This window comes from Crossiella sp. NPDC003009 (assembly GCF_053591555.1).
Map to the genome: position 1 here is coordinate 19986 of NZ_JBSFUA010000069.1, position 12906 is coordinate 32891.

Annotated in this window: 12 protein-coding genes; 8 read left to right on the forward strand and 4 right to left on the reverse strand. The window is 72.6% G+C overall.

The features are described 5' to 3' along the window. Window positions 1–3 precede the first annotated feature (3 nt). From ACWDY5_RS38735 to ACWDY5_RS38745, 3 genes are read right to left on the reverse strand one after another with little or no spacing between them, the layout of a single operon-like run. Window positions 4–945, reverse strand: coding sequence for a beta-ketoacyl synthase N-terminal-like domain-containing protein (locus ACWDY5_RS38735; protein WP_449727114.1), 942 nt, complete (start codon window positions 943–945; stop codon window positions 4–6). Then, entirely contained in the window at window positions 942–2150 is a 1209-nt protein-coding gene (locus ACWDY5_RS38740; RefSeq protein ID WP_449727115.1) for a beta-ketoacyl-[acyl-carrier-protein] synthase family protein, read from the reverse strand. The genes ACWDY5_RS38735 and ACWDY5_RS38740 overlap by 4 nt, the downstream gene beginning before the upstream one ends. Further along, the gene (locus tag ACWDY5_RS38745) at window positions 2147–2425 is read right to left on the reverse strand and encodes an acyl carrier protein (RefSeq protein ID WP_252480600.1); all 279 of its coding nucleotides are present in this window, start codon (window positions 2423–2425) and stop codon (window positions 2147–2149) included. Before ACWDY5_RS38745 ends, ACWDY5_RS38740 begins: the two co-directional genes overlap by 4 nt. 82 nt (window positions 2426–2507) lie before the next feature. Between ACWDY5_RS38745 and ACWDY5_RS38750 the strand changes: the two genes are divergently transcribed. From ACWDY5_RS38750 to ACWDY5_RS38765, 4 genes are all read left to right on the forward strand, one after another. Further along, complete coding sequence (locus ACWDY5_RS38750) at window positions 2508–2750, forward strand: hypothetical protein (protein WP_449727116.1); 243 nt, start codon at window positions 2508–2510, stop codon at window positions 2748–2750. Window positions 2751–2996: 246 nt separating this feature from the next. Beyond that, a complete protein-coding gene (locus ACWDY5_RS38755; RefSeq protein WP_252480602.1) occupies window positions 2997–3275 on the forward strand; it encodes a hypothetical protein in 279 nt (92 codons plus the stop codon). Continuing rightward, the gene (locus ACWDY5_RS38760; protein WP_449727117.1) at window positions 3275–6232 is read left to right on the forward strand and encodes a WXG100 family type VII secretion target; all 2958 of its coding nucleotides are present in this window, start codon (window positions 3275–3277) and stop codon (window positions 6230–6232) included. The genes ACWDY5_RS38755 and ACWDY5_RS38760 overlap by 1 nt, the downstream gene beginning before the upstream one ends. A gap of 399 nt (window positions 6233–6631) precedes the next feature. Next, window positions 6632–6787 carry a hypothetical protein gene (locus tag ACWDY5_RS38765; protein WP_449727118.1) on the forward strand — a complete coding sequence of 52 codons (156 nt, stop codon included), beginning with the start codon at window positions 6632–6634 and terminating at the stop codon, window positions 6785–6787. On the opposite strand, the gene ACWDY5_RS38770 is transcribed toward ACWDY5_RS38765, so the two are convergent. After that, the gene (locus tag ACWDY5_RS38770) at window positions 6788–7624 is read right to left on the reverse strand and encodes a dienelactone hydrolase family protein (RefSeq protein ID WP_449727119.1); all 837 of its coding nucleotides are present in this window, start codon (window positions 7622–7624) and stop codon (window positions 6788–6790) included. It lies immediately after the preceding gene. Window positions 7625–7721: 97 nt separating this feature from the next. Here ACWDY5_RS38770 and glmS point away from each other — a divergent pair, with 97 nt between their 5' ends. The 4 genes from glmS to ACWDY5_RS38790 all read left to right on the forward strand — a co-directional run bounded on the left by glmS (window position 7722) and on the right by ACWDY5_RS38790 (window position 12903). Further along, on the forward strand, window positions 7722–9584 hold the full coding sequence (gene glmS, locus ACWDY5_RS38775) for a glutamine--fructose-6-phosphate transaminase (isomerizing) (protein ID WP_449727120.1): 1863 nt from the start codon (window positions 7722–7724) through the stop codon (window positions 9582–9584). Further along, entirely contained in the window at window positions 9581–11041 is a 1461-nt protein-coding gene (locus ACWDY5_RS38780) for an NAD(P)H-hydrate dehydratase (protein WP_449727121.1), read from the forward strand. Before glmS ends, ACWDY5_RS38780 begins: the two co-directional genes overlap by 4 nt. A gap of 72 nt (window positions 11042–11113) precedes the next feature. After that, window positions 11114–12697 (forward strand): malate synthase A, encoded by a 1584-nt coding sequence (aceB, locus tag ACWDY5_RS38785; RefSeq protein ID WP_449727122.1) that lies wholly within the window; start codon window positions 11114–11116, stop codon window positions 12695–12697. Window positions 12698–12708: 11 nt separating this feature from the next. Next, complete coding sequence (locus tag ACWDY5_RS38790; protein WP_449727123.1) at window positions 12709–12903, forward strand: DUF6986 family protein; 195 nt, start codon at window positions 12709–12711, stop codon at window positions 12901–12903. Window positions 12904–12906 lie beyond the last annotated feature (3 nt).

The window sequence follows — 12906 nt, forward strand, 5'->3', positions numbered from 1 at the left end:
CCCTCAGGGCAGGCGGAGCAGGGCCGCGACCACCGAGTGGTCCTGATCGGCCGAGACCACCACCGCCGGGCCGGTGCGCCCGGCGGTGAGCACGGCGATCAGCTGGAACAGTCCCACCGCCGCGCCGGTGTCGCCGAGCAGCGCGGCCGGATCCACCGCGGTGGCGCTCGGGAACAGTCCGGACAGCGCCACCGGGGCGCTGACCACCGCGACCCCGGCGGGATCGACCTGGTGCCGCGCCAGCAGTCGGCGCACGCAGTCGGCGGCCGCGTCCTGGACCCCGCCCACCACCGAGCCGAAGCCGAGCACCTCGGCCAGCACCGGCCGCCGGCCCGGCGGCTCCAGCAGCAGCACACCCGCGCCCTCGCCCAGCGGACCGGCGGCGACCGGGTACTGCTCTTCCAGCCAGGCGCGTTCCGGGGTCAGCTCCTCGGTGCCGCCGACCAGGGCGCGGGCGCACTGGCCGCCCTGGACGAGCCTGCTCGCGTAGCGCAGCGCGGTGAGCACGGCGGCCCGGCCACCGGCCACGGTCGCGTTCGGGCCGCGCAGGCCGTGCCGGATGGCGCAGATCGAGGCCGGACCGTTCATCAGCGCGAACGGCACCAGGGACGGTTCGATGAAGTAGGGCCTGCGCCGGGTCAGCGAGCCGCGCACCACGTTCGCCTGGGTGTGCGCGCTGCCGCTGGTGGTGCCCAGCACCAGCGCGGTGTCCTCCTCGGCCAGGCCGGGGCAGGCGGCGAGCAGTTCGCCGACGGTGAGCACGGCCAGCGCGGCGGCCCGGTCCATCGAGGCGGTGCCCCTCAGGCCGAGCTCGCCCTGGATGTCCAGGTCCGGCACCGCGAACCCGGCCGGTGGCCTGCCTTCGCGCAGGCCGGTGAGCAGGGTCGCGGTCCGCAGGCCGAAGGCGGATGCCGCGGCGTGCGCGGTGAGCGCCAGCCCGGTCACGCCGCCGCCCCGAGCAGCACGATGGCGTTGTTGCCGCCGAAGGCCAGTCCGTTGCTCTGCACCACGCGCAGCCGGGCGGGCAGGCTGGTGTTGGGCACGCAGTCGATCGGGCAGTCCGGGTCGGTGACCCGGTGGTTGATGGTCGGCGGGATGAAGCCCTCGGTGATGGCCAGCGCGCAGGCGGCCACGGACAGCGCGGTGGCCGCGCCCATGGTGTGGCCGAGCATCGACTTGAGCGAGACCGTGCGCGGCGGGCGCTCGCCGAAGACCTCGCGGATGGCCGCGGTCTCGGTGACGTCGTTGGCCTTGGTGCCGGTGCCGTGCGCGGAGATCAGGTCCACCTGCGCCGGCGTGAGTCCCGCGTTGGCCAGCGCGCGGGCCATGCCGCGGGCGATGCCGGAGCGCTCCGGCGCGACCTGGTGGTAGGCGTCGCAGCTGAGCCCGTAGCCGAGCAGCTCGGCGTAGATCCGCGCGCCCCTGGCCACCGCGGTCTCCCACGGCTCCAGCAGCAGCACCGCGGCCCCCTCGCCGGTCAGGATGCCCTGGCGGTCGGCGTCGAAGGGGCGGCACAGGTCGGGGGAGATGGTGCCGAGGCGGTAGAAGCTGGTGAAGGTCAGCCTGCACATGGCGTCCGCGCCACCGCAGAGGGCGAAGTCGGCCTCGCCGGAGCGGATCGCGTCGAAGCCGTTGCCGATCGCGTAGTTGCCCGCCGAGCAGGCCGTGCCCAGCGTGCACAGCTCCACCTGGCGCAGGCCCAGCTCGGCGGCGATGTCCAGGCACAGCCGGGAGGCGGGCACCTGCGCGGCCAGCGCCGGGTCCCGGTGCCCGCCCTCGGCCCGCAGGTCGGCCTCGACCAGCCGTTCCAGGGTGGGCGCGCCACCGTCGGTGGTGCCCATCGAGATGAGCCCGTACCCCTCGCGCAGCGCCGCCACGCTCTGCCCGGCGTCGCGCACGGCCATCCCGGCGGCGGCCGCGGCGAACTGGCCTGCCCGGCCCAGCTCGGCCGGATCGACCGTGTGCAGCCAGTCCGCGGGGTCGAAGTCCGTGACCTCGCAGCCGGTGGTGCGGTCGAAGCCCTGGGTGTCGAAGGCGCTGATCGGCCTGGCCCCGCTGCGGCCGGCGCGCAGCCCGTCCCGGAAGGCCCCGGCGCCGATCCCGATGCTGGAGACCACGCCGATCCCGGTGATCGCGACCCGCCTGCTCACGCCTGGCGCGCCCGGTCCAGCACGTCCAGCACGGCCTGCAGGTTGACCAGGTTCTCCAGCTCGGACTCGTCCACCTCGACGTCGTACTCGATCTCCAGGTTGGCCAGCAGCTCGATCAGCATCATCGAGTCGGCGCCCAGCTCGACGAACGAGGTCTCGGGCTGGATCAGCGCCTGCTCGACCCCGAGCACCCTGCTGATCACCGCGCGGATGCGTTCGACCTGGTCCTCCACGGGGTGTGCCGCCTTCCTCCGGTGCGCTGACGAGGTGTCCATTGAACTACGACACGGTAAGGTTCGGCGCCGACATCGACCTGCGGGGGATGAGATGCCGAATACGACTCAGGTGCTGGCCAGAGTGGTCGACTCCGATGTTTCCGACATATTCCTGATCGTGACCATGGCCGCGGCACTGGGCGCGCTGGTCATCTCGATCCTGGTGCTGGTGAAGCTGGGCAAAACCGGACACCGAGGTCAGCCTCCTGTGTCGTTCGGGCCGCCCCCTGGGCCACCCGGACCGGTGAGCCAGCCCTTCCAGCCGCAGCAGCCGGTGAATCCGGGGCAGCAGCCTCCCCCTGTATGGGGTCAGTCGCAGGGGTGACCTGACCCCTGGTCTTACACCCGGAGTGTTCGCCCGGTCGGCGGAACCGCTGAACCGTGTGTGCCGGGCTGGCCGGTGTGCCACAGTGAGCGCAGGCCTGAGTGCGGGCCGGGCGCCGCGCGCGGTGTGCGCGCGCAAACCGTTGACCGCCGCCGGGAACGGCTGGCGGAACGGCGACGTCTGCGTTGTGAACACTCCAATGGGGAGGAAGGGACCGTGGCAGGTTACGGATCTGATCCGGGGACGATGACCCGGGTCGCCAACTCCATCGCAGACGGTGCGACCAAGACCAGTGAGGCCGTCAAGGACTTCGTGGCCACCCAGGCCAACCCGGCGGACTTCGGCGTGAAGCACCAGGACAAGGGCGGTCCCTACCGCGAGGGTGTGCAGAAGCTGGCCGACGGGGTCAAGGGCATGGTCGAGTCGATGACCGCCTTCTCCAACAAGGTCAAGCAGTCCGCGGGCACCTACCGCGGCTCTGACTCCAACAACGCCGGCACTGTGCGTGGCTCCGGGAGCAAGTGATGGCAAAGAGTGACTGGGAAGAAGTCAAGGCGATCCTTGACAACCCCAACGTCAACCCGGACACCAAGCGGGAAATCCTCGACGAGTACCTGGACACGCGCGAGGACGACCGCATTGACGACGAGCACAAGAAGTACATCAAGGAGTACTCGCCGGGGCACGATCTCGACGACGAGGACGAGAGCGAGTTCGACGGCGACGATGACGACGAGGACGAGGAACAAGAGCTCGACGAAGCGGTAGCCAAGGGCAAAAAAGAGGCTACCGACGCGGACAACAAAGAGGGCAGCGACAAGAAGGCCACCGACGCCAACAACCAGGCGAAGGACAAGATCGGCAAGGCCCAGGCGCCCACCCTGGCCGAGGGCACGGTCAAGAACTCCAACGAGCTGTTCGACCCGGCGGCCGCCAGCCTGGAGATGTTCAAGCGCTTCCTGCCCGCCTGGAACCTGCGCGGCAAGGGCGTCGACTACCAGACCAAGATCCAGCTGCGCTGGGAAGAGCAGAAGAACATCGACTTCCGCAAGTTCCTGCTGGAAGCCGATGAGTTCAACAAGGCCAAGGCCGCGGTCGACCAGTACGTGGACGACATCGACGGCCAGCTGATCAGCCTCTACGGCGCCTGGGACGGCAAGGCCGCCAGCGCCTCCAGCCAGCACTACAGCGGCGCGGTGCGCCCGCAGCTGGACCAGCTGGTCAAGCAGCTCGGCGGCGCCAGCGAGACGCTGACCAAGGCGGTCGGCGAGATCTACCGGGCGTGCAAGCTCAAGTGCGAGGAGCTGACCAACGCCTTCACCCTGACCATCGCGGGCGCGCCGCCGGAGATGGCCAAGAAGATCGTCACCATCGCGACGCAGGGCCTCACCGGCGACGACGACGCGCAGCGCAACCAGATCAAGGAGGTGGCGAGCTGGCTGGACCGCACGACCGGCAGCGCCACCTCGCGCGCGCTGGACGATGACGACTGTGGGGACCTCGAGGAATCCACCAAGACGATGGTGCGCGAGACCTGTCAGAAATGGGCCGACGGTCCCTTCGACAAGGAGTTCGGCGGCAAGCTCACCCAGTTCGAGAACTCCTGCAACGCCGCGGTGACCACGGTCAACGCGCAGTGGGACTCGATCAACAACTTCCTCAAGGGCTACGAGCCGAAGTTCCCCAAGGAGGGCTCCGGCGGCGGCGGTGAGACCGGCGGCAACGGCGGCGGTGGCACCGGTTCCGGCGGTGGTGGCGGCGGTGGCACGGGTTCCGGTGGTGGCGGTGGTGGCGGCGGCATGCCCAAGCCGCCTCCGATGCCGGAGCTGCCCAAGCCCGAGGTGCCCGACCCCTCGAAGCTGATGGACCAGACCGACCCGTCCAAGGTGAAGGTGCCCAACGACGAGCAGACGGTCACCATCGACGACGGCAGCGGGCGCAAGATCCAGGTGACCGAGCCGACGGACGACGGCAAGGTCAAGATGATGATCACCGGTCCGGATGGCAAGCCGAAGCCGTACGAGATCGACTTCCAGCTGCCCGGCGAGAAGCCCGGCCAGCCCGGCGGGATCCCTGGTCAGCCCGGTGGACCCGGCCAGCAGGGCGGGACGCCCGGGGTGCCGCACGAACGGCTGGACGTCTCCGGCAAGCCCGGGGGCGAGCAGCCGACCCAGATCAAGCCCGGTCCGGACGGGACCGCCTCGTTCCGGGACGGCAACTCGCTGATCACCACCCAGCTGGTGCCCGGCACGGACGACCAGATGAAGGTCACCGTGGACAACATGGACGGCAAGCCGCCGACCACGTACACGGTGAACTTCGAGGACGAGGCCAAGGGCGGCCCCGGCCAGGGTGGTCCCGGCGCCCAGAGCGGTCCCGGCGGCCAGGGTCAGGGTGGCCAGGGCGGGATGCCGCGGCCGATGCCGATGATGGGCGGCGAGCCGGGTGAGATCCGCCAGGGCGGCCCGGCGCGGCCTGAGCCGATGCAGTTCCAGCAGGGCGGCCCGTACCAGCCCGAACCGGCCTACGGGCGGATGGAGCCCGGTCCCGGTCAGCACCTGCAGACCGAGCCCGCCTACGGACGCCATGGCGAGCCGATGATGCCGCAGGGCGCCCAGGGTGGTCCGCCGCCCGGGTGGCAGGGTGGCCCGCCGCAGGGGCCGCCGCCTGGCTGGCAGGGTGGTCCGCCGCCGCAGGGCTGGGGCGGTCCGCCGCCCGGGTTCCCGCCGCAGGGACCCCCGCCTGGGTGGCAGGGTGGTCCGCCGCCGGGGATGCCGTGGCAGCACGAGCCGATGCCCGCGCAGCACGGCGGTCCGCCGCCTCCGCCGCCCCCGCCGCCTGGCTGGCAGCCGCCGCCCCCGCCGCCGCAGTTCGTCGGCAACGACCAGGGTGGCTGGCAGGGTGGCCCGCAGCACGGTGGCCCGCAGCATGGTGGTCCGCCGCCTCCGCCGCCGAACTGGCAGCCGCCGCCTCCGCCGAACTGGGGCGGTCCGCAGCCGGGCTTCAACGGCGGGCCGTTCCCGCCGCCGGGCTTCGTCGACGGCACCGCGACGGCCTCAGCCGCCGGGGGCAGCTACGACGGTGGCTACACCCAGTCCTCCGCCGGTGGCGGCAGCCTGGGCAACCCGTCCGCGGGCAGCGCGTTCGGTGGCGGGCCGGACCAGCCCTCCGCCGGTGGCGCGGGGCTCTCGGACACCAACAGCCCGCAGGCCGGCGGCTCCGGTGGAGCGGGACTGGCCTCGGTGCCCGATGGCGCGGCCTGGAACCAGCAGCAGATGGGCGGCCAGCCCCCGGCGGGCGCGCCGATGGGCGGCGGCATGCCGATGGGCGGCGGCGCGGGCGCCGGTGGCGGCCAGGGCGGCGACCAGGAACGGCAGAGCAGCAACTGGCGCACGCAGGGCCAGTACTTCTCCGTCGACGAGGAGGGGGAGCGGAAGTGGGTCAACCCGGTGCTGGGTGACGACGGCTTCCGCGACCGCTGAGCACGCACGCGTATGACCACGCGGAAGGGCGGCCGGTGACCGGACCGCAGTGGGGACAGGGACCGGGCGGCTACCCGCCGCCCGGCTTCGTCCCAGGGCCGCCAGGAACGCCGCCACCGGGGCTGCTGCCGCCGATGATGCGGAAGCCGCCGCTGGTGGCGGTGGTGGTCGCGTTCGTCTGGGTGATCGTCAGCGCCGGGGTGGAGGTCGGTTTCGGGCTGAGTGTGGCCGGTGGCAGCCGCCTTGGCGGGTTCCACCTCGGTGTCGGGCACCTGCCCAACGACATCCTGGGCTACTACGCGATCCCCGGCGCGATGCTGCTGACCTTGATCTTCGCGGTGCTGACCCTGTTCCGGCAGAACTGGGCGGCTGATCGAGAAGCTGCCCGCCGGGCTGGACATGGTCGAGCTGCTGGTGCGGATCTGGTTCGTGGTGCTCTGGCTGATCGGCATCCTGCTGTACGTGCTGCCGCCGGTGAACCGGGCGCTGAGCAAGCCGCGGCCGCGAGGGTTCGCGCCGCCGTACCCCGGGTGGGGCCAGCCGCCGAGCGGCTGATCAGCGGTGTGCGGCCGTGGGCAGCGGGCCCCGGGTGTAGTCGATCGTGCAGCCGCGGACCTCTTCCTCCAGCAGCGCGCTGTAGGCGCGGGTGCCGGTGAGGATGCGTAGCAGGAACGCGGTGGTCAGCGCCTTGGTCAGCTTCTGGGTGGTGTGGTGGGACCGGCCGTCCAGCAGCAGGTCGCTCCAGTGCCTGCCCTCGGTGAAGGCCAGGTGGGTGGCCTTGGTGATGCCGCGCAGCTGCACCGGTCCGGCCCAGGCCTGGGCGACCGGTTCGACGTGGCCCACGGTCGGCGCGACCAGGTCCTGCACCGCGGACAGGTGCAGGCCTGGCATGGCGCAGCGGTGGGCGGCGTCCAGTGCCGAGGGGCGGGTCTCCGACAGCGCCATGGTGACCACGGCGCGGACCCGCTCGTCCTCGGCGGCGGCCAGCACGGCCGCGCCGCCGCCCATGGAGTGACCGGCCACGGCCAGCCGTTCCGGGTGCACGCTGATCTGGCCCTCGCCGAGGCGGACGCCGGTGCAGACGTCCAGCGTGGTGCGCAGGTCGGCGGCGAGCAGGCGGTGGCTGGGCAGCGCGCCGGTGTGCGTGCCGGGGGCCGCGACCACGATGCCCCAGGACGCCAGGTGCTTGAGCAGGCCCAGGTAGCGGCGGGCCGGTTGCAGCCAGCCGTGCCCGAAGGCCACCGCGGGCAGCCCGAGGCCCTGGGCTGGGGTGAGGATCACACCGGGCAGGCCGATCAGGCCCAGGTCGCCGCGCAGCACCTTGTGCGGACCGGGGCGGGTCAGCGTCACCAGCGCCTGCTTGGCCGTCAGGGCCTTGACCGCGCGTGCCATGCCCCGGACGGTAGTGGATACCGCCCCGCCCGGCTGGCGTCGGCCCGAGGTTTGGACCAATCCGACTCCGCTGACGGCAGCGCCTACCCTGTCCCGAGTGTGCGGGATCGTGGGATACGTAGGACATCGACCAGCTCTGACCGTCGTGCTGGACGGGTTGCGGCGGCTGGAGTACCGGGGCTATGACTCGGCGGGCGTGGCCGTGCTGGACGGCGGCGGCGGACTGGCCGTGGAGCGCAAGGCCGGGCCGCTGGTCAACCTGGAGACCAGGCTGGACGAGGTCGGCAGGGACGGCTTCGCCGGCACCAGCGGCATGGGCCACACCCGGTGGGCCACGCACGGCGCGCCGACCGACCGGAACGCGCACCCGCACCGGGACGGCACCGGCAAGCTGGCCGTGGTGCACAACGGGATCATCGAGAACTTCATCGCGCTGCGCGCCGAGCTGGAGGCCGCCGGGGTCGAACCGGCCAGCGACACCGACAGCGAGACCGCGGCGCACCTGATCGCCGCCGCCTACCGCGACGGGGAGACCGCCGGTGACCTGGCCGCCTCGGTGCGGCTGGTCTGCCGCCGCCTGGAGGGCGCGTTCACCCTGGTCGTCACGCATGCCGACCACCCGGACCTGATCATCGCCGCGCGGCGGTCCTCGCCGCTGGTGGTCGGGGTCGGCGAGGGGGAGAACTTCGTCGCCTCCGATGTGGCCGCCTTCATCGAGCACACCCGCGACGCGGTCGAGCTGGGCCAGGACCAGGTGGTCGAGCTGACCCGCGCCGGATACCGGGTCACCGACTTCCACGGCGAGGACGCGCCGTGTACGCCGTTCCACGTGGACTGGGACCTCGCGGCCGCGGAGAAGGGCGGCCACGAGTACTTCATGCTCAAGGAGATCGAGGAGCAGCCCGACGCGCTGGCCAACACGCTGCGCGGGCACTTCCAGGACGGCCGGATCGTGCTCGACGAGCAGCGGCTGTCCGACCAGGACCTGCGGGACGTGGACAAGGTCTTCGTGGTGGCCTGCGGGTCGGCCTACCACTCGGGGCTGGTCGCCAAGTACGCCATCGAGCACTGGACCCGGCTGCCCGTGGAGGTCGAGCTGGCCAGCGAGTTCCGCTACCGGGACGCGGTGCTGGACCGCTCCACCCTGGTGGTGGCGGTCTCCCAGTCCGGCGAGACCGCGGACACCCTGGAGGCGGTGCGGCACGCCCGCGAGCAGAAGGCCCGCGTGCTGGCGGTCTGCAACACCAACGGCGCGCAGATCCCGCGCGAGTCCGATGCGGTGCTCTACACCCACGCCGGGCCGGAGATCGGGGTCGCCTCCACCAAGGCGTTCCTGGCCCAGATCGCGGCCAACTACCTGGTCGGCCTGGCCCTGGCGCAGGCCCGCGGCACCAAGTACCCGGACGAGGTGGCGCGGGAGTTCCACGAGCTGGAGGCGATGCCGGCCGCGGTCAGCCAGGTGCTGTCCACAGTGGACCGGATGCGCGAGCTGGCGCCGGAGCTCGCCGACGCCAAGGCGGTGCTGTTCCTCGGCCGCCACGTGGGCTACCCGGTGGCGCTGGAGGGCGCGCTCAAGCTCAAGGAGCTGGCCTACATGCACGCCGAGGGCTTCGCCGCCGGTGAGCTCAAGCACGGGCCGATCGCGCTGATCGAGGAGGGGCTGCCGGTCGTGGTGGTCATGCCCTCGCCGAAGGGCAGGGCGGTGTTGCACAGCAAGCTGCTGTCCAACATCCAGGAGATCAGGGCCCGCGGCGCGCGCACCATCGTGATCGCCGAGGAGGGCGACGAGACGGTGCGGCCCTTCGCCAACGACCTGATCGAGCTGCCCGCGGTGCCCACCCTGTTGCAGCCGCTGGTCTCCACCATCCCGTTGCAGGTGCTGGCCGCGGAGATCGCCCGCGCGCGCGGCTACGACGTGGACAAGCCGCGCAACCTGGCCAAGTCGGTCACCGTCGAGTGAGCGGGGTCTGGGGCGCCGACCGGGTCAGGGCGGCCGAGCACGCGGTGTTCCAGCGGGTCCCCGAGGGCGCGCTGATGCGCAGGGCCGCCTTCGGCCTGGCCACCTACGCCATCGGCATGCTGGAAGACCTGACCGGCGGCGTGTCCGGGCGGCGGGTGGCGCTGCTGGTGGGCGCGGGCAACAACGGCGGGGACGCGCTGTGGGCCGGGCACTTCCTGCGGCGGCGCGGGGTCGCCGTCGAGGCAGTGCTGCTGAGCCCGGAGCGGGCGCACCCGGCCGGGCTGGCCGCGCTGCGCCGCTCCGGCGGCCGGATCGCCACCGACCACCTGGCCGCGGTGCGGGCCGCCGACCTGGTGCTGGACGGCATCGTCGGGTTGTCCGCGCGCGGTCCGCTGCGTCCTGCGGCGGCTGAGCTGGTCGAGCAGGTCGAGGCCCCGATCCTGGCGGTGGACCTGCCCAGCGGCGTGGATCCGGACACCGGCGTGGTGTCCGGCCCCGCCGTGCACGCCGCCGCCACGGTGACCTTCGGCTGCCTGAAGCCGGTGCACGTGCTGGCCGCCGGGCACTGCGGCGAGGTCTGCCTTGTCGACATCGGCATCGGCGACGACCTGGGCGAACCCGAGCTGGTGGTGCTCTCCGACGCCGAGGTCGGCGCCCGCTGGCCGGTGCCCGGCGCGAGCGATGACAAGTACACCCAGGGCGTCACCGGCCTGGCCGCCGGTTCCGCGGTCTACCCCGGCGCGGCGGTGCTGGCCACCGGCGCGGCCATCCGGGCCACCTCCGGCATGGTGCGCTACGCGGGCGAGGCCGCCGACCCGGTGCGGGACCGCTGGCCGGAGGTGGTGGCCACCGGCTCGGTCACCGACGCCGGCCGGGTGCAGGCCTGGGTGGTCGGCCCCGGCCTCGGCACCGGCACCGCGGAGGCCGAGGTGCTGCGCCAGGTGCTGGCCGCCGGGGTCCCGGTCTGCGCGGACGCCGACGCGATCACCCTGCTGGCGGCGGACGAGTCGCTGTGGGACGTGCGCGATCCGGACACCCCGATGGTGCTCACCCCGCACGACCGCGAGTTCGCCAGGCTGGCCGGTGAAGTCGGCGACGACCGGGTGGCCGCGGCCCGCCGCGCCGCGCAGCGCACCAACGCGGTGGTGCTGCTCAAGGGCCACGCCACCGTGATCGCCGCGCCGGACGGCCGGGTGCTGGTCAACCCGGCCCGCTCGGCCTGGCTGGCCACCGCCGGATCGGGTGACGTGCTCTCCGGGCTGATCGGCGCGCTGCTGGCCGGAGGCATGGACCCGCTGCTGGCCGCGGGCTGCGCGGTGCGCGCGCACGAGGTGGCCGGGCAGCTGGCCGCGCGGGACGCGCCGACCTCGGCCTCGGTGCTGGTGGACGTGTTGCCCGAGGCGATCCGCGCGCTGCGGTCGGCATCCGGGTTGGGAACCGGCAGTTCCAGTATTTGAGGGTGCCGACTCACCGCAGGTGTCCATAGGGTGGTCCCAGGTGTGCGAGGACGGACACAGCGGGGTGAGTGGATGAGCCAGATCCGCGTCTTGGGCGAGCCGGTCGAGCGGGGCGAGGAGGTGCTCACACCCGCGGCGCTGGAGTTCGTGGCCGGGTTGCACCGGGCCTTCGGGGCGCGGCGGCGCGAGCTGCTCGCCCGGCGGGCTGAGCGCAGGGCCCAGGCCGCGGCGGACCGGCGGCTGGACTTCCTGCCGGAGACCAGGGAGATCCGCGAGTCCGAGTGGCGGGTGGCGCAGGCCCCTGCCGACCTGCGGGACCGGCGGGTGGAGATCACCGGGCCGACCGAGCGCAAGATGGCGATCAACGCGCTCAACTCCGGGGCCAAGGTGTGGCTGGCCGACCTGGAGGACGCGAACACCCCACACTGGCGCAACGTGGTCTCCGGCCAGGTCAACCTGGCCGACGCGGTGCGCAAGACGATCGAGCTGAGCACGCCGGAGGGCAAGCGGTACGCGCTGCGCGAGGACGTCGAGCACGCGGTGATCGTGGTGCGGCCGCGTGGCTGGCACCTGGACGAGGCGCACCTGCTGGTCGACGAGGAGCCGGTGGCCGGGGCGCTGGTGGACTTCGGGCTCTACTTCTTCCACAACGCGGCCGAGCTGCTTGCCCGCGGCAGCGGCCCCTACTTCTACTTGCCCAAGCTGGAAAGCCACCTGGAAGCCCGGCTGTGGAACGACGTGTTCAGCCAGGCTCAGGCCGAGCTCGGCATCCCGCAGGGCACCGTGCGGGCTACCGTGCTGATCGAGACCATCCCGGCCGCCTTCGAGATGGACGAGATCCTCTACGAGCTGCGCGAGCACGCCGCCGGGCTGAACGCGGGCCGCTGGGACTACCTGTTCAGCATCATCAAGACCTTCCGCGACTCCGGGCCCGAGTTCGTGCTGCCCGACCGCAACAGCGTCACCATGACCGCGCCGTTCATGCGGGCCTACACCGAGCTGCTGGTGCGCACCTGCCACCGGCGCGGCGCCTTCGCCATGGGCGGGATGGCCGCGTTCATCCCGAACCGGCGCGACCCCGAGGTCACCGCGACCGCGCTGGCCAAGGTGCGCGAGGACAAGCAGCGCGAGGCCGAGGACGGCTTCGACGGGTCCTGGGTGGCCCACCCCGACCTGGTGCCGGTCTGCCGCGAGGTCTTCGACGCGGTGCTCGGCGATGCGCCGAACCAGCTGGGCCGGGCCAGGGAGGACGTGCAGGTCAAGGCCGAGCAGCTGCTGGACGTGGCCTCCGCGGAGGGGGCGGCGACCGCGGCCGGGCTGCGCAGCGCGGTGGACGTCGGAGTGCGCTACATCGCCTCCTGGCTGGCCGGCAACGGCGCGGCGGCCATCCACAACCTGATGGAGGACGCGGCCACCGCGGAGATCTCCCGGTCCCAGCTGTGGCAGTGGATCTACAACGACGTCGGCCTGGACACCGGCGAGCCGGTCACCGCGGACCTGGTGCGCCGGGTGCTGGCCGAGGTCACCGCGCACCTGCGCGGCGAGCACCTGCCCAACCTCGACCTGGCGGCCGAGGTGTTCGAGCAGGTGACGCTGGCCCAGGAGTACCCCGACTTCCTCACTCTGCCCGCATACCAGCGGATCGTCACGACCTAGGAGAGTCCACAGTGGACCTGGAAGCGATCGCGGGCGAACTCGACCGGCAACTATCCACTGTGGACTTCGAACGGGATCGGGCCTATCCGGGCGATCCCGGCGGGCGGCAGCCGGTGCACACCGTCTACGTGCCCGCCGACCGGGTCCGGCCCGGACTGGCCGCGGCCCAGATGCCCAGGTGCTCGTTGGTGAACACCTCTACATAGGAG

What these genes read in the sequence shown, in the direction of transcription:
- ACWDY5_RS38755 (WP_252480602.1), top strand. Translation starts at nt 2,997, where the DNA reads ATGACCCGGGTCGCCAACTCCATCGCAGACGGTGCGACCAAGACCAGT.
- aceB (WP_449727122.1), top strand. Translation starts at nt 11,114, where the DNA reads ATGAGCCAGATCCGCGTCTTGGGCGAGCCGGTCGAGCGGGGCGAGGAG.
- ACWDY5_RS38765 (WP_449727118.1), top strand. Translation starts at nt 6,632, where the DNA reads ATGGTCGAGCTGCTGGTGCGGATCTGGTTCGTGGTGCTCTGGCTGATC.
- ACWDY5_RS38745 (WP_252480600.1), bottom strand. Translation starts at nt 2,425, where the DNA reads ATGGACACCTCGTCAGCGCACCGGAGGAAGGCGGCACACCCCGTGGAG.
- ACWDY5_RS38770 (WP_449727119.1), bottom strand. Translation starts at nt 7,624, where the DNA reads ATGGCACGCGCGGTCAAGGCCCTGACGGCCAAGCAGGCGCTGGTGACG.
- ACWDY5_RS38760 (WP_449727117.1), top strand. Translation starts at nt 3,275, where the DNA reads ATGGCAAAGAGTGACTGGGAAGAAGTCAAGGCGATCCTTGACAACCCC.